This is a genomic window from Rhodococcus sp. BP-241 (assembly GCF_019836145.1).
Lineage (GTDB): Bacteria > Actinomycetota > Actinomycetes > Mycobacteriales > Mycobacteriaceae > Rhodococcoides.
The window spans coordinates 1-23,250 of record NZ_JABUEI010000004.1 but is presented as its reverse complement, the minus strand read 5'-3'; the positions used below and the strand labels follow the sequence as shown (position 1 = coordinate 23,250).

At 69.7% G+C, this 23,250-nt stretch carries 29 protein-coding genes; 24 read left to right on the top strand and 5 right to left on the bottom strand.

Going from position 1 to position 23,250, the window contains the following annotated elements; translation table 11 throughout:
- Positions 1 to 46 precede the first annotated feature (46 nt).
- Both HQ308_RS09280 and HQ308_RS09275 read right to left on the bottom strand, forming a co-directional pair.
- The gene (locus tag HQ308_RS09280) at positions 47 to 916 is read right to left on the bottom strand and encodes a DUF559 domain-containing protein (protein WP_222646247.1); all 870 of its coding nucleotides are present in this window, start codon (positions 914 to 916) and stop codon (positions 47 to 49) included.
- A gap of 182 nt (positions 917 to 1,098) precedes the next feature.
- Positions 1,099 to 1,902 carry a hypothetical protein gene (locus HQ308_RS09275; RefSeq protein ID WP_222646463.1) on the bottom strand — a complete coding sequence of 268 codons (804 nt, stop codon included), beginning with the start codon at positions 1,900 to 1,902 and terminating at the stop codon, positions 1,099 to 1,101.
- A 151-nt stretch (positions 1,903 to 2,053) separates the two neighbouring features.
- Between HQ308_RS09275 and HQ308_RS09270 the strand changes: the two genes are divergently transcribed.
- The 10 genes from HQ308_RS09270 (at position 2,054) to HQ308_RS09225 (ending at position 10,603) form a co-directional block, all read left to right on the top strand.
- The gene (locus HQ308_RS09270) at positions 2,054 to 3,010 is read left to right on the top strand and encodes a Ppx/GppA phosphatase family protein (RefSeq protein ID WP_027504497.1); all 957 of its coding nucleotides are present in this window, start codon (positions 2,054 to 2,056) and stop codon (positions 3,008 to 3,010) included.
- On the top strand, positions 3,007 to 4,023 hold the full coding sequence (locus HQ308_RS09265; RefSeq protein WP_222646246.1) for a Yip1 family protein: 1,017 nt from the start codon (positions 3,007 to 3,009) through the stop codon (positions 4,021 to 4,023). Before HQ308_RS09270 ends, HQ308_RS09265 begins: the two co-directional genes overlap by 4 nt.
- Positions 4,020 to 4,874 carry a sugar phosphate isomerase/epimerase gene (locus HQ308_RS09260; RefSeq protein WP_231476212.1) on the top strand — a complete coding sequence of 285 codons (855 nt, stop codon included), beginning with the start codon at positions 4,020 to 4,022 and terminating at the stop codon, positions 4,872 to 4,874. The genes HQ308_RS09265 and HQ308_RS09260 overlap by 4 nt, the downstream gene beginning before the upstream one ends.
- Positions 4,875 to 4,964: 90 nt before the next feature.
- Positions 4,965 to 5,738 (top strand): MerR family transcriptional regulator, encoded by a 774-nt coding sequence (locus tag HQ308_RS09255; protein WP_261775968.1) that lies wholly within the window; start codon positions 4,965 to 4,967, stop codon positions 5,736 to 5,738.
- Positions 5,735 to 6,586 (top strand): thioesterase family protein, encoded by an 852-nt coding sequence (locus HQ308_RS09250; protein ID WP_222646244.1) that lies wholly within the window; start codon positions 5,735 to 5,737, stop codon positions 6,584 to 6,586. The genes HQ308_RS09255 and HQ308_RS09250 overlap by 4 nt, the downstream gene beginning before the upstream one ends.
- 61 nt (positions 6,587 to 6,647) lie before the next feature.
- Positions 6,648 to 7,463: a pyrroline-5-carboxylate reductase gene (gene proC, locus HQ308_RS09245; RefSeq protein ID WP_056441616.1), complete on the top strand. Its 816-nt coding sequence runs from the start codon at positions 6,648 to 6,650 to the stop codon at positions 7,461 to 7,463.
- Between the two features lie 123 nt (positions 7,464 to 7,586).
- Positions 7,587 to 7,832 (top strand): helix-turn-helix domain-containing protein, encoded by a 246-nt coding sequence (locus tag HQ308_RS09240; RefSeq protein ID WP_027504502.1) that lies wholly within the window; start codon positions 7,587 to 7,589, stop codon positions 7,830 to 7,832.
- Between the two features lie 263 nt (positions 7,833 to 8,095).
- Positions 8,096 to 8,197 carry a 30S ribosomal protein bS22 gene (locus HQ308_RS09235; RefSeq protein ID WP_003402602.1) on the top strand — a complete coding sequence of 34 codons (102 nt, stop codon included), beginning with the start codon at positions 8,096 to 8,098 and terminating at the stop codon, positions 8,195 to 8,197.
- Positions 8,198 to 8,390: 193 nt separating this feature from the next.
- The gene (locus HQ308_RS09230) at positions 8,391 to 9,500 is read left to right on the top strand and encodes an NAD-dependent epimerase/dehydratase family protein (protein WP_155956935.1); all 1,110 of its coding nucleotides are present in this window, start codon (positions 8,391 to 8,393) and stop codon (positions 9,498 to 9,500) included.
- The gene (locus tag HQ308_RS09225) at positions 9,497 to 10,603 is read left to right on the top strand and encodes a lysophospholipid acyltransferase family protein (RefSeq protein ID WP_222638074.1); all 1,107 of its coding nucleotides are present in this window, start codon (positions 9,497 to 9,499) and stop codon (positions 10,601 to 10,603) included. The genes HQ308_RS09230 and HQ308_RS09225 overlap by 4 nt, the downstream gene beginning before the upstream one ends.
- Here HQ308_RS09225 and HQ308_RS09220 read toward each other — a convergent pair.
- Together HQ308_RS09220 and HQ308_RS09215 are read right to left on the bottom strand one after the other, a co-directional pair.
- Positions 10,600 to 12,090 (bottom strand): phytoene desaturase family protein, encoded by a 1,491-nt coding sequence (locus HQ308_RS09220; RefSeq protein ID WP_308115730.1) that lies wholly within the window; start codon positions 12,088 to 12,090, stop codon positions 10,600 to 10,602. The two genes, HQ308_RS09225 and HQ308_RS09220, sit on opposite strands and share 4 nt — an antisense overlap.
- Positions 12,091 to 12,113: 23 nt before the next feature.
- A complete protein-coding gene (locus HQ308_RS09215) occupies positions 12,114 to 13,079 on the bottom strand; it encodes an HAD family phosphatase (protein WP_222631034.1) in 966 nt (321 codons plus the stop codon).
- Positions 13,080 to 13,259: 180 nt separating this feature from the next.
- Between HQ308_RS09215 and HQ308_RS09210 the strand changes: the two genes are divergently transcribed.
- The 14 genes from HQ308_RS09210 (at position 13,260) to HQ308_RS09145 (ending at position 22,544) form a co-directional block, all read left to right on the top strand.
- Complete coding sequence (locus HQ308_RS09210) at positions 13,260 to 13,520, top strand: glutaredoxin family protein (RefSeq protein WP_027504505.1); 261 nt, start codon at positions 13,260 to 13,262, stop codon at positions 13,518 to 13,520.
- A 200-nt stretch (positions 13,521 to 13,720) separates the two neighbouring features.
- The gene (locus tag HQ308_RS09205) at positions 13,721 to 14,602 is read left to right on the top strand and encodes a redox-sensing transcriptional repressor Rex (RefSeq protein WP_222646242.1); all 882 of its coding nucleotides are present in this window, start codon (positions 13,721 to 13,723) and stop codon (positions 14,600 to 14,602) included.
- Complete coding sequence (locus HQ308_RS09200; protein WP_222646241.1) at positions 14,599 to 15,993, top strand: glutamyl-tRNA reductase; 1,395 nt, start codon at positions 14,599 to 14,601, stop codon at positions 15,991 to 15,993. The genes HQ308_RS09205 and HQ308_RS09200 overlap by 4 nt, the downstream gene beginning before the upstream one ends.
- Before the next feature lie 29 nt (positions 15,994 to 16,022).
- Positions 16,023 to 17,021, top strand: a complete 999-nt coding sequence (hemC, locus tag HQ308_RS09195) for a hydroxymethylbilane synthase (RefSeq protein WP_222638119.1) — start codon at positions 16,023 to 16,025, stop codon at positions 17,019 to 17,021.
- Positions 17,014 to 17,223, top strand: a complete 210-nt coding sequence (locus HQ308_RS09190; RefSeq protein WP_222646240.1) for a hypothetical protein — start codon at positions 17,014 to 17,016, stop codon at positions 17,221 to 17,223. Before hemC ends, HQ308_RS09190 begins: the two co-directional genes overlap by 8 nt.
- Positions 17,220 to 18,782, top strand: coding sequence for a bifunctional uroporphyrinogen-III C-methyltransferase/uroporphyrinogen-III synthase (locus HQ308_RS09185; RefSeq protein WP_027504509.1), 1,563 nt, complete (start codon positions 17,220 to 17,222; stop codon positions 18,780 to 18,782). Before HQ308_RS09190 ends, HQ308_RS09185 begins: the two co-directional genes overlap by 4 nt.
- A 69-nt stretch (positions 18,783 to 18,851) precedes the next feature.
- Positions 18,852 to 19,826, top strand: a complete 975-nt coding sequence (hemB, locus tag HQ308_RS09180) for a porphobilinogen synthase (protein ID WP_027504510.1) — start codon at positions 18,852 to 18,854, stop codon at positions 19,824 to 19,826.
- Positions 19,823 to 20,488, top strand: coding sequence for a DUF5336 domain-containing protein (locus HQ308_RS09175; protein ID WP_222646239.1), 666 nt, complete (start codon positions 19,823 to 19,825; stop codon positions 20,486 to 20,488). Before hemB ends, HQ308_RS09175 begins: the two co-directional genes overlap by 4 nt.
- An 89-nt stretch (positions 20,489 to 20,577) precedes the next feature.
- Positions 20,578 to 20,715: a hypothetical protein gene (locus tag HQ308_RS09170; RefSeq protein ID WP_155956937.1), complete on the top strand. Its 138-nt coding sequence runs from the start codon at positions 20,578 to 20,580 to the stop codon at positions 20,713 to 20,715.
- Positions 20,716 to 20,772: 57 nt separating this feature from the next.
- The gene (locus tag HQ308_RS09165; RefSeq protein WP_222646238.1) at positions 20,773 to 20,982 is read left to right on the top strand and encodes a hypothetical protein; all 210 of its coding nucleotides are present in this window, start codon (positions 20,773 to 20,775) and stop codon (positions 20,980 to 20,982) included.
- A 52-nt stretch (positions 20,983 to 21,034) separates the two neighbouring features.
- Positions 21,035 to 21,502: a hypothetical protein gene (locus HQ308_RS09160; protein ID WP_051613085.1), complete on the top strand. Its 468-nt coding sequence runs from the start codon at positions 21,035 to 21,037 to the stop codon at positions 21,500 to 21,502.
- The gene (locus HQ308_RS09155; protein WP_027504513.1) at positions 21,499 to 21,996 is read left to right on the top strand and encodes a hypothetical protein; all 498 of its coding nucleotides are present in this window, start codon (positions 21,499 to 21,501) and stop codon (positions 21,994 to 21,996) included. Before HQ308_RS09160 ends, HQ308_RS09155 begins: the two co-directional genes overlap by 4 nt.
- Complete coding sequence (locus tag HQ308_RS09150) at positions 21,993 to 22,232, top strand: hypothetical protein (protein ID WP_156380452.1); 240 nt, start codon at positions 21,993 to 21,995, stop codon at positions 22,230 to 22,232. The genes HQ308_RS09155 and HQ308_RS09150 overlap by 4 nt, the downstream gene beginning before the upstream one ends.
- Positions 22,233 to 22,268: 36 nt before the next feature.
- Positions 22,269 to 22,544 carry a metal-sensitive transcriptional regulator gene (locus tag HQ308_RS09145; protein WP_027504515.1) on the top strand — a complete coding sequence of 92 codons (276 nt, stop codon included), beginning with the start codon at positions 22,269 to 22,271 and terminating at the stop codon, positions 22,542 to 22,544.
- A gap of 96 nt (positions 22,545 to 22,640) precedes the next feature.
- On the opposite strand, the gene HQ308_RS09140 is transcribed toward HQ308_RS09145, so the two are convergent.
- Positions 22,641 to 23,250, bottom strand: a 610-nt coding sequence (locus tag HQ308_RS09140; RefSeq protein WP_222646237.1) for an IS481 family transposase, incomplete at its 5' end; no start/stop codon positions are given.

Genomic DNA, 23,250 nt, shown 5'->3' with positions numbered 1-23,250 from the left:
CTGGCGGAGACTGAATCACGGCACTTTCGGCGTACTCGCGGGGGTATCAGGCGGCGAGTAGCCGGCGGACACGACCGACCAGGACATCGGGTTCGCGCCGTACATCGTCCGACGTGATCTGCAGAACTCGCCAACCCTCGTCTGCGAGCAGTGCAAGGCGCGCCTTGTCGCGTCGCACGCTATCGGGCGTTCCGTGGAATTCGTCGCCGTCGTATTCCACCGCGAATCGTCGTGCTGGCCAAGCGAGGTCGAGATAGAAGATGCCGAGTCCGTGCATCACGGGCCACTGCAACTCGGGTGCCGGAAGGTGGCCGTCGTGCAGAACCAGGCAAGTCTCCGACTCCATCGGTGAGCCGGATCTTCGGTCGACGAGCGGTGCCAGACGGCGGACCTCGACGATGCCCCGCCGCCCCCGTTGCGCATCGACTGCTCGTTCCAGCGATCCGGGTTCGCAGCCCACCCGGGCCGCGGCATCGAGAACGGCGAGCGCGCGACCGGGAGAACGTTGCCGTGCGACCTCGACAGCAGTCCAGGCGGGCTCCACGACGAGTCGGGTGCCGATCTCCATGAGCGGCGCACCCCGTCGCTGGTGCACCACCACCCCTGGTCTGCTCTCGATGCGCCGATCGTCCGGCTCCACCACATGTAATTGCTGCGTCTGGTCGAGATCGACACCGTGTATCGCCGCCGCCGTGTCCATGGATGCGGCGACCCGCGTTCCGAGCTCGATGCTCAGAGCGTCGAGTCGCGCCGAAACAGGGAGCTTTCCGACCGCGTACAGCCCGTGCCGTACGCGGGTCAGCTGACGAGTGTGCACCAGCCACCGCACGCGGCTCGGGGACATGCGTCGGAGGAGATCGGTCGTGTGCAGGAAGCCGCCGTTGGCTCTCATTGCGTCGACGAGTGTGGGGTCCATGGCGCAGACCGTCACGAGCTGCACCGACAGGCGCCGCGTCGATCGAGCAACTCGCCAGTGCCGTGGGGATGACGGGGTGCCTGTGGATGAAGCGTGACCAAGCCCCGGCGAGTACGTCGAAAGTGCTGCGGCGAGCGCCGAGATCACGGCACTTTCGACGTACTCGCGGGGCATTGATGGGACTACGTGCGCTGAGCCTCGCGGGTCGCGGGGTGCACGGCGATCAACCCCAAGCCTTGCCGACGCCGACACAGCGCGGCGAGTTCGGTGTAGACGTCCTTGCCGAGCAGCTCCGTCAGCTCTGGCGCGTATGACTGCCAGACCGCCTTCGAGCCGACGTGTGCGTCGGGGGAGGCGGTGCAGTACCAACTGAGGTCGGCGCCGCCCTCACCCCAGCCGCGTCGGTCGTACTCGCCGACGACGGTCTGCAGTATCTCGACACCGTCGGGGCGGGTCACCCAGTCCTGGGTGCGGCGGATGGGCAGCTGCCAGCAGACGTCGGGCTTCACCTCGAGAGGTTCGACGCCGGTGCGCAGCGCCATCCGGTGCAGTGCGCACCCGATGCCGCCCTCGAAGCCCGGTCGGTTGAGGAAGATGCACGCACCCTTGTACTTGCGGGTGCGCAGCGCCTGCTCGCCCTCGAGATCGTCGACCTCCACGAAGCCCTTCTTGCCGTGTCCCTTGTCGAAGAACTGCCAGTCATCCGGCGTGAGCATCTCGACGGAGGCGACGAGCTTGGCGTGGTCGTCGTCGTCCGACAGGAACGCTCCGTGCGAGCAGCACCCGTCGTCGGGCCGATCGGGGACCGTTCCCTGGCACGCGGGGGTTCCGAAGACGCACGTCCAACTCGACAGCAACCACGTCAGATCCGCGCGGACGACGTGCTCGGGGTTGGTCGGATCGACGAACTCGACCCACTCGCGCGGGAAGTCCGGCGCCACCTCGGGTGCGGGATCGAGTTTGTGGGTCGCCGCGGGTTTTAGCACGTCCGCGGGCCGTCCGGTGGCCTCGCCCGACCGCCGTCCGGCCTCGTCGCCCACGCTCGTCGTCTGCTTTGCGGCCCGGCCGGCCTCCGGCCTACCCGCCTTCTCAGCACGTGTCACAAGCCACGACGCTAGACCCAGTACGGTGTTCCCTGTGCGGTTAGGGGTGCTCGACGTCGGAAGCAACACGGTTCATCTGCTCGTGGTCGACGCTCACCGCGGCGGTCACCCGACACCGATGAGCTCCACCAAGGCTGCCCTGCGCCTGGCGGAGAACACCGACGACGCCGGTGACATCACCCAGTCCGGCTCCGATCGACTGGTGCGGACGGTCGCCGACTTCTCGTCGATCGCCACATCGTCGGGCTGCGGCGAGCTCATGGCCTTCGCCACGTCGGCCGTCCGCGACGCACGCAACTCGACCGCCGTGCTGAACCGAGTGCGTGACGAGACCGGCGTGAGCCTGCAGGTTCTCTCCGGCGAGGACGAGTCGCGACTGACGTTCCTGGCCGTGCGTCGGTGGTACGGCTGGAGTGCCGGGCGCATCCTCGACCTCGACATCGGCGGCGGATCCCTCGAGCTCAGCACCGGGATCGACGAGAACCCGGACGTGGCGATGTCGCTTCCCCTCGGGGCCGGCCGACTGACGCGCGACTGGCTGGCCGAGGATCCTCCCGGCAAGCGGCGGGTCGCCGTGCTGCGTGACTGGCTCGACGCGGAACTCGTCGAACCGGCGAAGAAGCTGCTCGAGCCGGGGCTGCCCGACCGGGCGGTGGGAACGTCGAAGACGTTCCGCTCGTTGGCTCGATTGACCGGCGCCGCTCCGTCGGCTGCCGGCCCCCGTGTCGTCAGGACCCTGACGGCCGACGGTCTGCGTCAGGTCATCTCGTTCATCTCGAGGATGACCTCGGCGGACCGTGCAGAATTGGAAGGCGTGAGCGCGGATCGATCACGACAGATGGTGGCCGGAGCACTGGTCGCCGAGGCGAGCATGCGCGCGCTGTCGATCGATTCGTTGGAGATCTGTCCGTGGGCGCTGCGTGAGGGATTGATCCTGCGCAAGCTGGACACGGAGACGTTCGGCGATGTGGTGGAGACTCGAGAGACATGAGTGACGACAACAACGGAAGTGGCGCGGCCGACACCGGACAGGTGTCGGTGGCGGAACTGCTCGCGCGCAACGGCGCCAAGGTGGACACGCAGTCCGGTGGCGGTCGACGTCGACGCGGCATGGCCGGCGGTATCTCCGTCGCCGAGCTGACCGGCGAGATCCCGATCGTCCGCGACGAGACCCCGGCCGAGGCGCCCGACGACGAGACCGACGCGTCGCCCGAGACCGAGTCGCCGCAGGACCAGCCTCGGCAGGCCGAGGCCGAGGAGTCGACCCGCGGCGCCGAGCCCGAGCGGCCCGCCCCGGCACCCGAGCCCACACGGTCCACGCCCCGGATCGACGACCGCCGCCGTGAGCAGCAGGCCCGCCCGACCCCTGCGTTCGGTGCCGCCCGTTCCGCTCGGCCCGAACCCGCGCTGTTCTCCGGCGCTCCGTCCGTGGCGGTCGACCGCCTGCGCGCCTCCACCGAGGAGCGTGCGCTCGCACCCGAGCGGCCGGCGCAGGAGCGTCCCGCTTCCGATCGACCCGGCACTCCCGAGCAACAGCGGTCGACGCCGGCCGAGCCGGAGGTCGACGCCGACGAGGTCACGGCCGAGAACGACGCGGTGACCACGATCGTCCCGGCAGTGACCGAGGATTCCGAGACCCCGGACACGATCGCCACCGACACGGCCGACGAGGCCGATCCCGCGACCCCCACCGATGCGGAACCCGTCGAGGACGCACCGGTGGCGCCGTCGAAGTCCCGCAGCCCGGTCAAGCAGTGGTTGTCGCTGATCGGCCAGGGCATCGTGGCTATCGTGCTCGGCGCGCTCCTGTTCAAGGGGTTCGAGCGACTGTGGGAGATGCTCCCCTGGGTCGCTCTGGTCCTTGCGTTCTTCGTCATCGTCGGACTCGTGGCCGTGGTGCGTGTGCTGCGCCGCACCGACGACATCGTGTCGATCCTGCTGGCGGTGGTCGTGGGCGGATTCGTCACTCTGGGCCCGCTGGCCTTCATGCTCAGCACCACGTGACGACGCCCGGTCGCCGGCACGTTCCGGTGGGGTTGTCCACGGCCTCGGTCTATCCGCAGAACACCGAGTCCGCGTTCCGCTTCGCCGCGGAGCTCGGCTTCGACGGGATCGAGCTCATGGTGTGGGCCGAGCCGATCAGCCAGGACGTCGGTGCGATCAAGCAGCTCAGCCGCGCGTACGGCGTTCCGGTTCTGGCGCTGCACGCACCGTGCCTGCTGATCACCCAGCGGGTGTGGGGTTCGGATCCGGTCTCGAAGCTGGTGCGCTCGGTCCACGCTGCCGAGGCGCTCGGCGCATCCACCGTGGTGGTGCACCCGCCGTTCCGGTGGCAACGCATCTACGCCGACGGTTTTCCCGACCAGGTCGCCGAGCTCGAGTCCGACAACGAGGGCATGGTCGTCGCCGTCGAGAACATGTTCCCGATGCGTGCGGACCGGCTCTTCGGTGCGGGCACCGGCTCGGTGAAGCGGCTCGAGAAGCGCGGCGGGAAGCCCGGCATCGGGTTCACCGCGTTCGCGCCGTCCTACGACCCGACCGACGTGGGCCACCAGCACTACACGCTGGACTTCTCGCACACCGCGACGTCCGGGCTCGATGCCGTGGCGCTGTCCGAGCGCATGGGCGCCGGGCTCAAGCATCTGCATCTCGCGGACGGCCGCGGCGCCTCCGTCGACGAACACCTCGTGCCCGGCGACGGCACGCAGCCGGTCGCGGAGGTCTGCCAGGCGCTGGTCGCGCGAGGCTTCGACGGTCAGGCCGTGCTCGAGATCAACACCCAGAACGCGCGGACCGCCACCGAGCGGTCGGCCGCACTCGAACGATCGTTGGCGTTCGCCCGGCAGCACCTCTGACGTCCCTCACCTCTGAAGTCCGCACTCTCGGAAGATCGCACCCTCGGATAGTGGCACTATCCACTGTGGTCTAGAGTTCGACCGGTGCGCATGTCCGAGCTGGTCGAACGATCCGGGGTCCCGCGACCCACGATCAAGTTCTACCTCCGCGAAGGGCTCCTCATGCCCGGGGTCGGCGCGGCGACGGTGTCCGAGTACACCGACGAGCACCTCGACCGCCTCCGGTTGATCAAGGCCCTGACCGGCGCCTCCCTTCCTCTCGGACGGATCAGGACGGTGCTCGCGGCCCTCGACGAGGCGACCGGCGACGTCCATCCCGCGATGAGCCGGGCACTCGGTGCGCTCCCGCCCTACCTCGACGACGCGGGGCACGACGGACTCGACCCGGGTCTGGCGCCGCGTACCTCGCGGATCCTGGAACGGCTCGGCCACGCCGCCGCCGATCTCCCGACCGACAGTTCGGCAGCTCGTCAGCTCGACCACTCCCTCGCCGCCGCCGACGCTGCGGGCGTCCCGCTATCCGACGACGACGTCGTCGCGTACGCCCGTGCCGTCCGCGTGATCGCGGAGGGGGAGTGGGCGCGGGTGCTCGACCACACCGAGCCACGCGACGCCGTGCGCTTCGCCGTCCTCGGGACGGTGCTCTACGAACCGGTGGTCACCGCCCTGCGCCGCCTCGCGCACCACGATCTAGCCCAGCAGCACTTCGCCCCGACCGGCCTTCCCGACCGACTCACCCGGCCGGCCTCCGGCCTTCCCGACCAACTCACCCGGCCGGCCTCCGGCCTTCCCGACCAACTCACCCGGCCGGCCTCCGGCCTTCCCGACCGGCCCCACCCGACGACAGATTCGAGCGACCAGTGACCGACGCCCCGTTCCGCACCCTCACCACACTCGATCGCACCGACACGGATCTGTTCGAGGGCAGCATCGACCCGACGTGGACCATCGGCCCCAAGGTGCACGGCGGCGCCATGATGAGTGTCTGTGCCGCGGCCGCCACTCAGCGTCTCGCGCTGGACGACGACCCGATCGAGCTCACTCCGCTCGCCGTCAGCGCCAGCTACCTCGCGGCGCCCGATCCCGGCCCGGTGACGGTCGAGACGACGGTGCTCAAGCGTGGTCGGCGCGTGGTGCACGTCGACGCGGTGTTGCTGCAGAACGGTCGTCCCGCGGTGCGGAGCGTGGTCACGCTCGGCACGCCGGACAGCGGAGCGCCCGTGCACCAGGAGCACGAGTCGTCCCTGGCGTCGGTCCTCGACATGGCCGTCGAGCCGCCGGACTCGGCCGCTCGAGTGGCGCCCGGTCACCCGATGGCGGACGTCGTCCACGTCGCCACGGGCTGCGACATGCGTCTCGATCCCACCGCCGCGCACTTCCTGACCGGCGAGCAGGGGTCGGCGGAGATCCGCATGTGGGTCCGGCCGCGGCCCGACGACGAGAACGATCCCGTCACCGCGGCGCTGTTCGCCATCATGGCCGGCGACATCTGCCCGCCCGTGACGATGAATCGCGGCCTCTTCGGCTGGGCTCCGACGGTCCAGCTCACGACGTACCTGCGTCACACCCCGGCACCCGGCTGGCTGCGCGTGAAGTCGTCGAGCACCGTGCTCGGCGGTTCCTGGTTCGAGGAGGACCACACCATCGTCGACTCCACCGGTGCCGTGGTGGTGCAGAGCCGACAGCTGGCCATGGTGCCGCTCGCGACCTGAGCCCGACCGAGGGACCGCGACACCCTGCCGATCGCCACCCGCGGCATGGCACGCTGAGCGCATGACGAGAATTGCGGTGATCGGCGGCGGCCGGATCGGTGAGGCGTTGATCGCAGGACTGATCGAGGGCGGGTTGCCCACCGGCAACGTGGTGCTGGCGGAGAAGTACCCGGCCCGCGCGGACGCGGTGGCCACCCAGTTCGGCATTCGGACCACCAGCGTGATCGACGCGATCGAGGGCGCCGACGTCATCGTCGTCGCGGTGAAGCCCGACGACGTCGACTCGGTGATCACCCAGATGTCCAAGGCCGAGCTCAACGGGGAGCGCGAGCAGATCATCGTGACGATGGCCGCCGGCGTCACCGCGTCGCGCTACGAGCCGAAGCTGCCCGCGGGCATCCCGATCGTCCGTGTCATGCCCAACACCCCGATGTTGGTGGGCGAGGCGATGAGCGTGCTGGCCCCCGGCCGCCATGCCCGCTCGGAGCACATCGAGACGGTGCGCAAGCTGCTCGGCACCGTCGGGAAGACGGCCGTCGTGTCCGAGGACAAGATCGACGCGGTCACCGCCGTCTCCGGATCCGGACCCGCCTACTTCTTCCTCATGGCCGAGGCCATGATCGACGCCGCCGTGGGTCTCGGACTGCCTCGCGACACCGCCACGACACTGGTCGTCCAGACGATGGTGGGCTCCGCGGCGATGCTCGATCGCTCGGACGAGTCACCGCAGGAGCTCCGCGCCGGTGTGACGTCTCCCGGCGGCACCACGGCGGCGGCCATCGCCCAGCTGGAGCGAAAGGGCTTCCGAGCTGCGCTTCTCGACGCGATCGACGCCGCCAAGGCGCGGGGAACGGCTCTCGGTTCACCGGTCGAATAAATATTGGTCCCCCCACCCGTCGCTTTTGTCACTCGAGTCCCGCTAAGCTCGCTGCAGCACGTGCGTGTCTGTTCTGCCGGAGGGGAAGCCGGCAGCGCGGGCGTGCCGGAGGTATGTGGATTTATGGAATCCGTCAACAAGCCGTCCGGGTCGAGCAAGAGCTCGTCCCACGACGGCCAACCGGCTGTGGCCGGAACCCAGTTCCTCACGGTGGCAGAAGTTGCCTCACTGATGAGGGTGTCCAAGATGACCGTGTACCGCCTGGTGCACGGTGGCGAGCTGCCCGCCGTTCGTGTGGGCCGTTCGTTCCGAGTGCATGCGAAGGCGGTGCACGACTACCTGGAGACGTCCTACTTCGACGCAGGCTGACGCACGCCTCGTCCCGTCTGTTCCACGTGGAACGGTGCATGCCCGGGGAAGGGCATCGGCACGGTTCACCGGAATCGGACGGTTCGGGCGTGCGCCGCTGCTGCGGAGGCCGGTCGAGGGTGGTCGTGTGAGCTGGGTATGATGGGGCTGAGTCGCGTGAGCGCGCAGTCCCGTCACTGCCGTGTCCGCCGACGACCGAACAGCACCAGCAGCGGTATCAGCAGTGCAGCTGTACAGAGACGAAAGAACGCGAGGACACCCGCATGGGTTCAGTGATCAAGAAGCGTCGCAAGCGCATGTCGAAGAAGAAGCACCGCAAGCTGCTTCGCCGCACCCGCGTTCAGCGCAGGAAATTGGGTAAGTGATCCGCTAGGGATCGCGACGACTTCCGCCCGTGAGGATCGAGTTTCGACCGACCTCGCGGGCGTTGTCGTATCCGGTCCCGCGGGTGTCGCGTGCCGGTTCTTCTCGTGCCGGAGCGCGCACGCGGGGTTCGTGACACCATGGCGTGTGCGGCGCCGCGCGAGCGGTGGCCACGGGAGAAACCGAGGGGGTCTGGTGAGCTCTGACGACACCGGGCGCGACGCTCCACGCGTCGTGCTCGTCACGGGAGCGAGCCGATTCCTGGGCGGATACCTCACCATGCGACTGGCGCAGAACCCGTCGATCGAGCGGGTCGTCGCCGTCGATGCCGTGGCACCCACCAAGGACATGATCCGGCGGATGGGTCGCGCCGAATTCGTGCGGGCGGACATCCGGAACCCGTTGATCGGCAAGGTCATCCGCAGCGCGGGCGTCGACACCGTCGTGCACGCGTCGCTGCTGTCCCGGCCGCCCAGCGGCGGTGGCCGCACGGTGATGAAGGACCTCAACGTGCTCGGGGCGATGCAGCTGTTCGCCGTCTGCCAGAAGTCGCCGACGGTGCGGCACGTGGTGCTGCGCTCGTCGACGGCGGTGTACGGCTGCAGTGCGAAGGATCCGGCGCAGTTCACCGAGGAGATGGGCGCGCGGTCACGTCCGCAGGGCGGCTTCGCCCGCGACGCCATCGAGACCGAGGGCTACGCCCGTGGGCTGGGCCGTCGTCGTCCGGACATCGACGTCAGCATCCTGCGCAACGCCCCCATGATCGGACCCCGGCTGAACGGATCCGTCTCGCGCTACCTCACCTCGCCGGTCACACCGTCGATCCTCGGTCGCGATGCGCGCATGCAGTTGCTGCACGAGGAGGACGCGCTCTCCGCACTCGAACGCGCCACGTTGGCCGGCCCCGCGGGCACCTTCAACATCGCGGCCGACGGCATCATCATGCTGTCGCAGGCCATCCGCCGAGCCGGCCGCGTGGAGCTGCCGGTGCCCATGGCCCTGTTCCGCACCACCGGCAAGGCGGTGATGGGATCGCTGATGCGCGACTTCTCGGCGGAGCAGCTCGACTACTTCAACTTCGGATGCGGGGTGGACACCACCCGGATGAAGAACGTCCTCGGATTCACCCCACGGTGGACCACCGTGCAGGCGTTCGACGACTTCGTGCGCGGAGTCGCGCTGACGCCGGTGATCCGGCGTGAATGGGTCGACGCGATCGAGAATCGCGTCATCGGACTGTTGGGCGGTGCAACCTCCGGGGCGCACCCGTCGCCCGTGTCGTTGCCGGCCGGAGCGGGAAGGTGAACGACGTGGCCAAAGTGATTCCGCTGCACGGTAAGTCGTTCGATCGCCTCCGGCAGTCCACGCCCGACGGTGGGCCACGCGCCGGCAGTGACCCGGCGGACGTCCGCGGTCGGCACCCCTCGTCCTACGCGTCCCCGTCGCCCTCGCCCTCGATGGTGCCGAGTGTCGAGGCGCCGACGCCTCTGGTCGTGCCCGAGACGGCAGCACCGCATGCGACGCCGGACGTCGGCGAGTTCCCGTCGGCCGTCGAGTCGGTACGGCGTGCGCTCGTCGACCGTGTCGCCGGGGGAGCGGACTTCCTGCGGACGCGCCTGTCGGGCGACTACGAGGTCGACGAGTTCGGTTACGATCCCCACTTCGCCGATTCCGTCTGGCTTCCGGCGTTGCGACCGCTGTTCGAGAAGTGGTTCCGCGTCGAGGTGCGTGGGATCGAGAACGTACCCGCCGAGGGCGGAGCCCTGGTGGTCTCGAACCACGCGGGTGTCATCCCGATCGACGGACTCATGGCCTCGGTCGCCATGCGGGATCACCACCCGCAGCACCGCGCGCTGCGCATGCTCGCCGCGGACCTCGCGTTCGAGACCCCGCTGGTCGGCAGCATCGCGCGCCGCGCCGGCCACACCCTGGCCTGCCAACCCGACGCCGAGCGACTGCTGCGTGGCGGCGAGGTCGTGGCGGTGTTCCCGGAGGGGTTCAAGGGCATCGGCAAGCCGTTCAGTGAGCGCTACAAGCTGCAGCGTTTCGGCCGCGGTGGCTTCGTCTCCGCCGCGCTGCGCACCCAGACGCCCATCATCCCGTGCTCGATCGTCGGGTCCGAGGAGATCTACCCGAAGATCGGTGACCTGACGACGCTCGCACGCGTCCTCGGCATGCCGTACTTCCCGGTCACGCCGCTGTTCCCGCACTTCGGTCCGCTGGGTCTCGTCCCGCTGCCGTCGAAGTGGTACATCGAGTTCGGCGAGCCCATCGAGACCACGTCTTACGAGCCGTCCGCCGCCGACGACCCGATGGAACTGTTCGAGGTCACCGACCGCGTGCGCGAGACGATCCAGCAGACGCTCTACCGGCTGCTGACCCGTCGCCGGAACGTCTTCCTCGGCTAGAGGGCGTCGGCGATCAGCTCGTCGACGATCTGTGCCGAGAGTGTCACCAGCGGGAGTCCACCGCCGGGGTGCGACGATCCACCGACCAGGAACAGGCCGGGGATCGGCGAGCGATTGGCGGGGCGCAGGAACGCGGCCGTCGCCCCGTTGGACGACGTTCCGTAGATGGACCCGCCCGGAGTCATGGTGCGGCGCATCAGATCTGCCGGCGAGATGATCTCCCGCCACAGCACCCGCTCGCGCACGTCCACTCCGCGCGCCGCCATGACGTCGAGGATGCGGTCGGCGTAGCCCTCCGACAGTTCGGGAGCGTCCCAGTCGACCAGTGCCGAGGAACCGGTGCCGTGTCGCGCGGCGTTCACCAGGACGAACCAGGCCTCGGTGTCGTCGTTCGGGCGCAGAGCCGGATCGTCGGGGGCGCTGACGTACACGGTCGGGGCGTCGGCAGTGTGCGCCGGCCGCGTGCGGGTGCCGAAGACGGCGTCGAACTCGGCGTCGTAGTCGTCCGGGAACAGCACCCGGTGGTGCGGGGTGTCGGCGTCGCGGTCCCGCAGAGCCAGCAGGATCACGAAGCCGGACAGGCTCGCGGTGGTCGCGTCGAGGCGCCGCCGGGCGAGCGCGGTGCGCCGCGTGGCGGGGACCAGAGACCGGTAGACCTGCTCGGCATCGGCGTTCGCGACGACGATGTCGGCCGCGACGGGTCCGTGTGTGGTGTCGACGCCGGTGGTGCGTCCGTTCTCGACGCGCACGCCGGTCACCGTGACACCCGTGCGGATCTCCGCTCCGAGCGATGTCGCGCGGTCGGCGATCGCCTCGGCGATGCGGTGCAGCCCACCGGGAACGTGCCACGATCCCCAGCGCTGCTCGACGTGCGGCACCGTGGCGAGGGCCGCCGGGGCGCGCCGCGGATCCGAGCCGGTGTAGGTGGCGTAGCGGTCGAGCATCATCGCGAGTCGCGGATCGGTGAGGTACTGCCGACCCAGATCACGCAACGATGACCACGGGCTGATGGTGCGGAGGTCGCCCACCCGTCGCGACAACGACACCAGTTCGCGGGGGCCGATGGGCGATTCGAGGAACGCCTCGTGGGTGGCGTCCCAGATCTGCTCGGCACGCTCGGAGAACCGGGACCACTGCGCACCGGCACCGGCTCCGAGCGCCGAGTCCAGAGCGGCGGGGATCTCCTCCGCGCGACCGGGCATGTCCAGCTCGGTGCCGTCGGGAAAGCGGTAGCGACACGCGACCGGGAGCCGGTCGAACGTGAGGTCCGACGGCCCACCGGTCTGCGCGAAGAGATCATCGAACACGTGCGGCATGGTGACCAGTGATGGCCCGGTGTCGAACGAGAAGCCGTCCCGCCGGACGATGCCGAGCTTCCCGCCCAGATCGTGCGACTGCTCGAGCACGACGGTCTCGACACCGCGGTGGGCCAGGCGGGCGGCCGTGGCGAGTCCGCCGACACCCGCACCGATGACGACTGCTCTCACAGGTAGGCCGGAGGCCGGTCGGTTCATACGTTGCGTCGGCCGAGCACCGCGGCGACGCCGCCGCCGACGGCACCGAGTGCGAGAGCGGTGGGGACGCCGATCTTGGCGGCCTTGCGGCCGGTGCGGAAGTCGCGGATCTCCCACCCGCGGTTCTTCGCGAGCTCGCGCAGGTCCGCGTCGGGATTGACCGCGACGGCCGTCCCGACGAGGGACAGCATCGGTACGTCGTTGTGGCTGTCGGAGTAGGCGGTGCAGCGTCGCAGGTCGAGGCCCTCGCGCACGGCGAGGGTCCGCACGGCGTGGGCCTTGCCGCGACCGTGCAGGATGTCGCCGACGAGGCGCCCGGTGAAGACGCCGTCCTTGCTCTCGGCGACGGTGCCCAACGCGCCGGTCAGGCCGAGGCGTTTGGCGATGATGGACGCCAGCTCCACCGGGGTGGCGGTGACGAGCCACACCTGCTGGCCGGCGTCGAGGTGCATCTGCGCGAGAGCACGGGTGCCGGCCCAGATGCGGTCGGCGATGATCTCGTCGAAGATCTCCTCGCCGAGCCGCACGATCTCCGCGGTCGAGCGGCCCTCGACGAAGGACAGTGCCTTCTCGCGGCCGGTGCTGACGTCGCCCAGGTTCTCCTTGCCGGACACGCGGAACTTGATCTGCTGCCAGGCGAACTCGGAGACGTCCTTGGACGTGAAGTACTTGCGGGCCGCGAGCCCGCGGGCGAAGTGGATGATCGACGCGCCCTGCACCATCGTGTTGTCGACGTCGAAGAACGCGGCGGCTGTGAGATCACGCGGAACCGTACTGACGTGGTCGTCGGCGGCCTCGGCGCTCTCGGCCTGCAGCGCGATGGCGGCATCGGCGCTCGCCTCGCCGGCGAGCTTGGCGCGGATCTGGGCGGCGGTGGGGCCGAGGGGATTGCGGATCCGTCGACGGACCTGCTTCTCGGCCGCCTCCGGGTCGACGAGTCGACGTTCCCGCGACTCGTCCATCACCTCGGGCGACTCGGTGAGTTCCGAATCGGGCGTGACAGCAGCATGTGCGTCGTCCGGATCATGCTGATCGGGCACGGTGCACCTCCCCACCTCGACCGGTCGTCCCACGGGCGCGGGCCGTCCCGGTCCTGCCGATCCACCCTAACCGCGTGCGCGAGGCGGTGAGACACTCGACTCATGACCAGCCCGGTACGCACCGTGACGTTGCTGACACGCGCCGGATGCGGGGCGTGCGACGCCGCCCTGCGCGTGCTCGTTCCCCTGTGTGCGGAGTACGGCGTGGCCTGCGAGTCGGTCGACGTCGACGCGGTGGCCGCGCAGGACCCTGACCTGCGGGCGGAGTACGGGGACCGGCTGCCGGTGGTGCTGCTGGACGGCCGCGAACACAGCTACTGGGACGTCGACGTGCCCCGGCTGCGGCGCGATCTGGAGAACTGACCCGGGCCGCTCGTCACCGTCGGTGCGCGCGGCCGTCGGATCGCCGGGCGCGGGATCGTACTACACGGGTCGGCGACTTTGTTCATCCCTCCACGAGAGGTTACCGTGGAGAGAAGAAAGGGGTCGGCGACGAACCCTGCGTCACAGGTACCACGGTCCTGTGCGTGGCCCGCCGATCCTCGGATGACCGTGGAGACCGCATGCCTGTCATCAGGCGTGCCGTCGGACGAGGAGCCTTCGACGTGACCTCACAACGCCGCCTGCCCGGCGTCGGTATCGCGCGCTCCGGCGCCGTGTCCGACTCCGGCCGCGACGGTGGTGCTGTGTCTCGTGACGGTGGTGCGGTCTCTCGCGCTGTGCCCCAGGCTACGGTCACCCGATTCGCGGGGTATCTCCGGGTACTGAGTTCGCTGACCGACACCCGAGTGATGATCGTCTCGAGCGAGGACCTCGCGACGGCCGCCGGGGTCGGTTCGGCCACGCTGCGCAAGGACCTCTCGTTCCTCGGCCCGATGGGTGTGCGCGGAGTGGGATACGACGTCGCTCGCCTGCGGGCGCGCATCGAGCTGGCGCTCGGTCTGGATCGCGGTCACCGCGTCGTGCTGGTGGGCACCGGCAACCTCGGCACCGCACTGGTCGGGTACGACGGGTTCAGTCGTCGCGGTTTCACGATGGTCGCCCTGTTCGACAGCGATCCGGCCGTCGTGGGCCGCGAGATCACCGTCGGCAACGCCGACGACGGTTACTCGCAGCTCACCGTTCTGCACGTCGATCGGCTGGTCGAGGTCGCTGCCGAGCTCGGCGCCACCGTCGGCGTCGTCGCCACGCCGGACGCTGCCGCCCAGTCCGCCGTCGACGCCCTCGTCGAGGCCGACATCGACTGCATCCTCAGTTTCGCGTCCACCGATCCGGTGACCCCCCCGTACGTCGATCTCCGCCGCGTCGATCTCGCCGTGGAGCTGCAGGTCCTCTCGTTCGCGAACGCCCACAAGGCACCGCGCATCCGTCCCGCCCGCCCGGTCTGTCGTGATCCCCGGACGGTCACCCCCGCTAGTAGAAACGGATCGGTGATAGCACCGTGAGTGTCCTTCTCCTCGGGATTTCGCATCGAAGCGCTCCCGTCTCGGTGCTCGAACGTATCGCCGTCAGCGACACGGAACGCCCGAAACTGACCGACGAGATCATGATGTCGCCGCATGTCTCCGAGGTCATGATCGTCTCGACGTGCAACCGCGTCGAGGTGTACGCGGTAGTCGACGCCTTCCACGGCGCCCTGACCGATCTCGGTGCACTGTTGTCCGAGCACTCCGGTCTCGAGCTCGCCGAGCTCACGAAGTACGCCTACGTGCGCTACAGCGAGGCCGCGGCCGAGCACCTGTTCGCCGTCGCCGGCGGACTCGACTCGATGGTGATCGGTGAGCAGCAGATCCTCGGGCAGATCCGTGCCGCCTACGCGGCGTCGGACGCTCAGCAGGCATCGGGCCGCGCGCTCCACGAGCTGGCGCAGCAGGCGCTGCGCGTGGGCAAGAAGGTCCACTCCGAGACGGGCATCGACAAGGCGGGAGCCTCCGTGGTCTCCGTCGCGCTCGATCGCGCCTCCGACGTGCTCGGTGGTCTCGCGGGCAAGAAGGCCGTCGTGCTCGGCGCCGGCGCGATGGGCGGTCTCTCCGTCGCTCATCTGACGCGCACCGGCATCGGCAGCATCGCGGTCGCCAACCGCACCCAGAGCCGCGCGCAGCACCTGTCCGGGACCGCGGCCGCGGGCGGCGTGACGTCTTTCGCGATCACACTCGACCAGCTCTCCGCGACGGTGGCGGACGCCGACATCCTCGTCACCTGTACCGGTGCGGTGGGTGCCGTCGTGACCATCGCCGACGCCCATCGTGCGCTCGCGCAGCGCGACACGCAGGCTCGCCCGCTGGTGATCTGCGACCTGGGCCTGCCCCGCGACGTCGAGCACGCCGTCGCCGGCCTGCCCGGCGTGACCGTCCTGGACATGGAGTCGCTGCAGCACGATCCCGCGGCCGGCGCCGCGGCGTCCGACGAGCGTGCGGCCCGCGACATCGTGGCCGCCGAGCTCGCCTCCTACCTGTCCGGACAGCGCCTCGCCGAGGTCACCCCGACCGTCACGGCGCTGCGTCAGCGGGCCGCCGAGGTCGTCGAGTCGGAGCTCATGCGGCTCGACTCGCGACTGCCCGATCTGGCCGACCCGCAGCGCGACGAGGTTGCCCGCACCGTGCGCCGCGTCGTCGACAAGCTGCTGCACGCGCCCACTGTGCGCGTGAAGCAGTTGGCCACCACGCCGGGCGGCGACTCCTACGCCGAGGCGCTCCGGGAGCTCTTCGAGCTCTCGCCGAGCACGGTGCAGGCCGTCGCGTCGCCGATGGAGGTCGCCACCGCCGTCGACACGGACAATCCCACCGCCGCCCTCGCGGACGACTTCACCCTCTCCCACGAGCGGGGTACGGAATGATCGCGAACGCCGCTGCGCTGGGTGATCGCGTGGTGCGTATCGGTACCCGCGGCAGCTTGCTCGCCACGACGCAGGCCGAGACCGTCCGCGCTGCCATCACGGCCGCCGGTGTCCGCACCGAGCTGGTCGTCGTGACCACCGCGGGCGACAAGTCGGCCGCACCGGTGCAGGAGATCGGCGTGGGCGTCTTCACCGCCGCCCTCCGGGAAGCATTGGCGGACAAGACCATCGACGTCGCCGTGCACTCCTACAAGGATCTTCCGACGGCGGAGGACGAGCGTTTCACCATCGGCGCGATCCCGCAGCGCGAGGACGCGCGTGACGCCCTGGTGGCGCGCGACGGACTGGTGCTCGGCGAACTGCCCGCCGGTTCCACCGTCGGCACGTCCGCACCGCGGCGTATCGCCCAGCTGCGCGCACTCGGCCTCGGCCTGGACGTGCAGCCCCTGCGCGGCAACCTCGACACCCGCATCGGCAAGGTCACCAAGGGTGAGCTCGACGCCGTCGTCGTGGCCCGTGCCGGACTGGCGCGGATCGACCGTCTGGACGTCGTCACCGAGGCTCTCGAGCCGGTGCAGTTCCTGCCGGCTCCCGCTCAGGGGGCGCTCGCAGTGGAGTGCCGCTCCGACGACCACGATCTGGCCTCCGTGCTCGCGACCCTCGACGATCCCGCGGCCCGCGCCTCGGTGACGGCGGAGCGGGCCCTGCTCGCCGAGCTCGAGGCCGGCTGCACCGCTCCGGTCGGGGCCATCGCCGAGGTCGTCGAGTCCATCGACGAGGACGGCCGAGTCTTCGAGGAACTGTCCCTGCGCGGCTGCGCCGCCGCGGTGGACGGCTCCGACGTGATCCGAGCCTCCGCAGTGGGGCCCGTCGACGACGCCGACGGCATCGGCCGCCGCGTCGCCCGTGAACTTCTCGATCTCGGCGCCCGAGACCTGGTCGCCGTCACCGAGCCCTCCAGTTCGTCCACCGCCGCCTCGACCCAGAGACCGGGCGGTACCGAGAAAGGCGAGTCGATCGATGCGTGAGCAGAGGGCGCTGAGCGTCGTCGGGACCGCGAGCCGACACAGACGTGGCGGCCTGCCCGGGCGACGCGTGACACCCCGTCCGGGACGGTACGAGCGCATCGCCACATCGCGGTTGATCCCCAAGCGGGGTCCCGCCACCGAGATCGAGATCCGCATCCGCGACAAGTACGCGGAACAGACTGCACTGGAGAACGAATCATGAGCCGAGTCCGCAAGAACACCCCGGGACGGATCCTGTTCGTGGGCTCCGGACCGGGCGACCCGGCCCTGCTCACCGTCCGGGCGAGGGACGCGCTGGCGATCGCCGAGATGGCCTTCACCGATCCCGACGTCGACAAGGGTGTCATCGCCCTGGTGGGCACCGCAGTCCCGGCCGACGCCGAGACGGGCGAGAACGGCGTGGACGTGCGTCCGGCGCTCGGCGAGCCCGCCGAGGTGGCCAAGACGCTGGTCGCCGAGGCGAAGAACGGCCACGACGTGGTGCGGCTCGTCTCGGGTGACCCGCTGACCACAGACTCCGTCATCGCCGAGGTCACCGCCGTGGCGCGGACCCAGGTGCAGTTCGAGGTCGTTCCCGGCCTTCCCGCGGGGTCCGCGGTGCCGAGCTACGCCGGCATGGCACTGGGCTCCGAGCACACCGAGGCGGACGTCCGGGGCGACGTCGACTGGGCGTCGCTCGCCGCGGCACCCGGACCGCTCGTCCTGCACGCGACGTCCGGCCACCTCGCCGAGACCGCCAGCGCGCTCGTCGAGCACGGCCTGGCCCCGCAGACGCCTGTCGCCATCACCGTCCGCGGTACGACGCGTCAGCAGCGCACCGTCGAGGCGACCCTCGCGACGCTGAACGACGCGGGATCCGAGCTCGTGGGATCGCTCATCGTCACGGTCGGCAAGGTCGTCTCGCAGCGCAGCCGGATGTCCTGGTGGGAGAGCCGCGCGCTGTACGGCTGGACCGTCCTCGTGCCGCGCACCAAGGACCAGGCCGGCGAGATGAGCGAACGCCTGGTGACGCACGGCGCCATCCCCATCGAGGTGCCGACCATCGCCGTCGAGCCGCCGCGCAGCCCCGCGCAGATGGAGCGCTCGGTCAAGGGCCTCGTGGACGGCCGCTACCAGTGGGTCGTCTTCACCTCCACCAACGCGGTGCGCGCGGTGTGGGAGAAGTTCGAGGAGTTCGGACTCGACGCTCGCGCGTTCTCCGGCGTCAAGATCGCCTGCGTCGGCGAAGCGACGGCCGAGAAGGTCCGCTCGTTCGGCATCAACCCCGAGCTCGTCCCGTCCGGCGAGCAGAGTTCCACCGGGCTGCTCGAGGACTTCCCGCCGTACGACGAGGTCTTCGACCCCGTCAACCGGGTCCTGCTGCCGCGCGCCGACATCGCGACCGAGACTCTCGCCGAGGGCCTCCGCGAGCGCGGCTGGGAGATCGACGACGTCACCGCGTACCGCACGGTGCGCGCTGCGCCGCCGGCCGCCGAGACCCGCGAGATGATCAAGACCGGCGGCTTCGACGCCGTGTGCTTCACGTCGAGCTCCACCGTGCGCAACCTCGTCGGCATCGCCGGCAAGCCGCACGCGCGCACCCTCGTGGCGTGCATCGGACCGAAGACCGCCGAGACGGCCGTCGAGTTCGGCCTGCGTGTCGACGTGCAGCCCGAGACGGCTCAGGTCGGACCGCTGGTCGAGGCACTGGCCGAGCACGCTGCACGACTGCGCGCCGAGGGTGCACTGCCGCCTCCGCGCAAGAAGTCTCGTAGGCGCTGACCCGCCCGTGCGCCCTTTGCGCATCCAGGGATACGCAAAGGGCGCACGGCCGAACGAAGTGAGGGTTCCGTGTTCCCCGTAGACCGTCCCCGGCGACTGCGTCGTACCCCAGCCATCCGCCGGTTGGTGGCGGAGACGTCGCTCGAACCGCGGCACCTCGTGCTGCCGATGTTCGTGGCCGACGGCCTCGATGCCCCGCGCGAGATCAGCTCCATGCCGGGCGTCGTCCAGCACACCCTGGACTCGCTGTCCGCCGCTGCCGACGAGGCGGTGCGGGCCGGAGTCGGCGGTCTGATGCTCTTCGGGGTTCCGCGTCCGGAGGACAAGGACGGACAGGGGTCGATGGCCTCGGATCCCGACGGCATCCTGAACACAGGTCTGCGTCGGCTCCGGGACGACCTCGGCGACAGCACCGTCCTGATGGCGGACACGTGCCTCGACGAGTTCACCGACCACGGTCACTGCGGCGTCCTCGCCGCGGACGGCAGCGTCGACAACGACGCGACGCTGGTGCGCTACGTGGACATGGCTGTGGCGCAGGCGGAATCGGGCGCTCACCTGCTCGGCCCGAGCGGCATGATGGACGGGCAGATCGGCGCGATCCGCGAGGGCCTCGACACCGCCGGATTCGCCGACGTGGGCCAGCTGGCCTACACGGCGAAGTACGCCTCCGCGTTCTACGGCCCGTTCCGCGAGGCCGTCGGGTCGACGTTGCGCGGCGATCGCCGGACCTATCAGCAGGATTCGGCCAATCGGCGCGAGTCGATGCGCGAACTCGACCTCGACATCGCCGAGGGTGCCGACATGGTGATGGTGAAGCCCGCGATGAGCTACCTCGACATCCTGCGCGACGTGGCCGACGCGTCACCCGTGCCCGTCGCCGCTTATCAGATCTCGGGGGAGTACGCGATGATCACCGCCGCCGCGCAGAACGGGTGGATCGACCGCGACGCGGCGATCATGGAGTCCGTCACCAGTATTCGCCGAGCAGGCGCCGACATCGTCCTCACCTACTGGGCCACCGAGATCGCGACGCGGCTGTGAACGACCAGCGCCCGGGCGGCAACCCGGAGGACCCTCGTCACGACCCCCACGATCCGCAGGGTCAGCCGCAGTGGGGTCAGAAGCCGCAGTGGGGTCAGCAGCCGCAGGGCAACTGGCACCCCGAGGGTCTGCCCCCGAGCGCGATGCAGCCGATGCGGTCACCGGAGAACAGCGAGGCGCCGGTCGACATCGAGACGGCGCGCCACCTGTGGTTCGGCGTGATCGGCATCGGTCTGCTCTCGATGCTCATCGGGCTCTACTCCCTGTTCACCGATCGTGACGCCTTTCTCGACGCGTTCCTGACGGACCTCGAGGCGCAGGACCCGTCGTTGGCACTGCCGCCCGAGACCGCGGACACCGTGCTCGTCGTGGCCATGGTGTTGTCGTTGATCGTCGGGGTGCTGATCGCTGGGCTCGTCCTCCTGGTGGTGCGGAAGATGCGGGCCGGGAAGCTCTGGGCGCGCGCGGTTCTCACGGCAATCGGCGTGGTCATCGTCGTCACCACGATTCCCACGCTGTTCGGCCTCGGTTCCGGAGGCGCGATCGCCCTGGTCACCGCGGTGCTCGGGATCCTGCAGGCCGTCGCGGCCGCGGGTGCGGTGTACCTGATGCATCGACGCGAGTCGTCGGAGTACTTCCTCTCCCGGAGATCACCGCGCTGACCTGCGACACGCCGTGACAGATGTGACCTGAGTTACAGAAGTGGCGTTATGGTTCTGACGATCGGACACACCCTGATCGGAGGATCTTCATGACCCCACGACAGACGGTCGGGCACGACGCCAACGACCGCCGCAACCCTCTCGCCGAGGTGTTCGCCCTGCTGCTCCTGACGTCTGCCGTGGTGGTGGTCGTCCTCGTCGTCGCCAGCGGCTTCTCGGGCGCCTGAGACGCCCGTCCTGCCTGGTCAGGCTGTCTTTTTGCGTCAAACATCGATCGGTGTATCGTGACCACTGTCACAAGCATTCTGATCAGTACGGAGACAGTGTTGCCCGCCGATTTCTCCTCCACCTCCGCCGGTTCCACGGCGCCTCGCACTCGTATGCAGACCGTCGAGTGCAGCAGTGGCCGACGTGAGTTGTGGTTGCTCGCCATCGTGCTGACCACGGGCATCCTCATGGCTGCCGCGGTGCTTCTGCCGGCCGTCCTCACCTGATCGAGAGACGCCTGGACTCCACCGTGTGGAGGCGTCTTGGCAGGATGGTCGAGTGAACGTCGAGAAGCCCGAGCCCGCGTCGCCCGCCCGTCCCCGGATCGTCACCGTCGCGTTCGCCGTGTGGGTTCTCGGGGCCGTCCTCGTCGTGCTGCTCGGCCTCATCTCGCTGACGTTCCCGGCCGACTCGCTGCGGACCCAGCTGACCGAGACCGGGGGCGAGCCGGATGCCGTGGAGAGCGTCATCACGGTGCTGCGCACGGTCGGTGTCCTCGAGATCATCGTCGGACTGGCCATCGGATTCCTCGCGGGGCCCGCGTGTCGACGCGGCGATCCGCGGTTCCGCCGGGCACTGACGGTCCTGTCGATCGTCTTCGGGCTGGTGCTCCTGGGCTCGGTGACCGTCGGCTTCGCCATCGTGCCCCTGCTGGCGACGCTCGGGGCGATCCTCTTCTTCGTGGCCTGCGTGCTCGTGTACCGACCGTCCGCGGCGCCGTGGTTCGCGGCACCGGAGGCCCCGTGAGCGACGAGACGGAACCGGTGATCTTCGCCGAGTACGGCGCGAAGTGGCGCGCCCTGGCCTGGGGGCCGATCTTCTGTCTCATCGCTCTCGGCGTCGAGATCTACACGGGACCCGTCGTGCACTACGTGGCGCTCGTCGTGATCGCGCTGGTTCTCATGGCCTTCACCTACGTGCAGATCGTGGCCGCCCGTCGGCACGCCACGGTGATCCTGACGCCGACGACGCTGAGCCAGGGCACGGAGAACGTCGCCATCGCGGACATCCTCGAGGTATACCCGGAGCCCGACTACGACGCCAACGGGAACACCCTGGAGAAGTGGCAGGCCGCGCGAGTGCTGGGGGAGCTGTCCGGGGTGCCGCGAAAGCGGACCGGCGTCGGCCTGAAGCTGCGGGGCAACGGCCTGGTCCAGGCGTGGGCGAAGGACGACGAGACGCTCCGCGAGGAACTGCTCGCACTCGTGGCGCCCGCCACCGACGCGGAGCCCGACGCGTGATGCGCCGGTTCGCTCCGGTGGTGGTCGCGGTCGTCCTCGCCGTGGTGGCCGTGGTGCTGTGGGTGCAGTCGAGGACCACGACCACCGTGACCGAGCAGTTTCCCACCACGTCGTCGTTCGAGGGGTTCTCGGTCACGTACGACTCGACCCGTGTCGCGGGGCCGTGGGCGGCTCTCTCCGTGGTCGCGGCGGCCGTCGCGGTGTACCTGGTGATGCGCGTCGTACGGCGGCGCTGACCTCTACCCGTTACCCCCTGGGGGTACTCTGGACGCATGAGCAGTTTCGATCAGGACGACCTCCTCAAGCGCCTGCGCCGCATCGAGGGACAGGTGGCCGGCATCTCTCGCATGGTGGCCGACGACCGGTACTGCATCGACGTGTTGACGCAGGTCTCGGCCGTCACCAAGGCGCTGCAGTCCGTGTCGCTGAAGTTGCTGGACGCCCACCTCGCGGGCTGCGTCGTGGACGCGGCCCGCGAGGGCGGACCCGAAGCGGACGCGAAGGTCAGGGAGGCGTCCGAGGCGATCGCTCGCCTCGTCCGTTCCTGAGCCCCGCCCCCGGCGAGTACGTCCACAGTGCCGTGGGTGGAGCACTGAATCACGACATCATGGGCGTACTCGCGAGGGGGCCGAAGGGGTGCCGGCCTAGTTGTTCTTCGCGGGGAGGTTGTGGACGGTGAGTCGCTCGATGGGTGACTTGCCGTCGATGCCTGTGTGGGGTCGGTGGTGATTGTAGTGATGGACCCAGTCCTGGTAGGTCGCTGCGCGGGCTTCGTCGGAGAGGTAGGTGTGGGCGTAGGCCCATTCCTGGTTCAGGGTGCGGTTGAACCGTTCGACTTTGCCGTTGGTCTGCGGTCGGTAGGGGCGGGTGCGCTTGTGCACCACCGATCCGAGTGCTTCGGCGAACAGTGTTGACCGGTAACAGGATCCGTTGTCCGTGAGCACTCTGGCGATGGTGATGCCGTGGTCGGTGAAGTACGCAGCGGCGCGCCGGTAGAACCCGGCGGCGGTCTCCTTGCGTTCGTCACCGAGGATCTCGGAGTAGGCGAGGCGGGAGTGGTCGTCGACGGCGTGGTGGACGAACGCGTAGCCGCGGCCATGTTTCTTGTTGTGCCGGTTGCCGATCGTGCGGCCGAGTTTGCGGTGCCCGCCGCCGTCGGGGATCCGGCCGAGTTTCTTGATGTCGATGTGGATCAGGTCGCCGGGGGCGGGGTGTTCGTAGCGGCGGGGTGCGGGGCGGCGCACCGCCAGGCCG

What these genes read in the sequence shown, in the direction of transcription:
- HQ308_RS09185 (WP_027504509.1), top strand. Translation starts at nt 17,220, where the DNA reads ATGAGCCGAGTCCGCAAGAACACCCCGGGACGGATCCTGTTCGTGGGC.
- HQ308_RS09145 (WP_027504515.1), top strand. Translation starts at nt 22,269, where the DNA reads ATGAGCAGTTTCGATCAGGACGACCTCCTCAAGCGCCTGCGCCGCATC.
- HQ308_RS09280 (WP_222646247.1), bottom strand. Translation starts at nt 916, where the DNA reads ATGGACCCCACACTCGTCGACGCAATGAGAGCCAACGGCGGCTTCCTG.
- HQ308_RS09170 (WP_155956937.1), top strand. Translation starts at nt 20,578, where the DNA reads ATGACCCCACGACAGACGGTCGGGCACGACGCCAACGACCGCCGCAAC.
- proC (WP_056441616.1), top strand. Translation starts at nt 6,648, where the DNA reads ATGACGAGAATTGCGGTGATCGGCGGCGGCCGGATCGGTGAGGCGTTG.
- HQ308_RS09190 (WP_222646240.1), top strand. Translation starts at nt 17,014, where the DNA reads ATGCGTGAGCAGAGGGCGCTGAGCGTCGTCGGGACCGCGAGCCGACAC.
- HQ308_RS09265 (WP_222646246.1), top strand. Translation starts at nt 3,007, where the DNA reads ATGAGTGACGACAACAACGGAAGTGGCGCGGCCGACACCGGACAGGTG.
- HQ308_RS09240 (WP_027504502.1), top strand. Translation starts at nt 7,587, where the DNA reads ATGGAATCCGTCAACAAGCCGTCCGGGTCGAGCAAGAGCTCGTCCCAC.
- HQ308_RS09235 (WP_003402602.1), top strand. Translation starts at nt 8,096, where the DNA reads ATGGGTTCAGTGATCAAGAAGCGTCGCAAGCGCATGTCGAAGAAGAAG.
- HQ308_RS09255 (WP_261775968.1), top strand. Translation starts at nt 4,965, where the DNA reads ATGTCCGAGCTGGTCGAACGATCCGGGGTCCCGCGACCCACGATCAAG.
- HQ308_RS09210 (WP_027504505.1), top strand. Translation starts at nt 13,260, where the DNA reads ATGACCAGCCCGGTACGCACCGTGACGTTGCTGACACGCGCCGGATGC.
- HQ308_RS09215 (WP_222631034.1), bottom strand. Translation starts at nt 13,079, where the DNA reads ATGGACGAGTCGCGGGAACGTCGACTCGTCGACCCGGAGGCGGCCGAG.
- HQ308_RS09205 (WP_222646242.1), top strand. Translation starts at nt 13,721, where the DNA reads ATGCCTGTCATCAGGCGTGCCGTCGGACGAGGAGCCTTCGACGTGACC.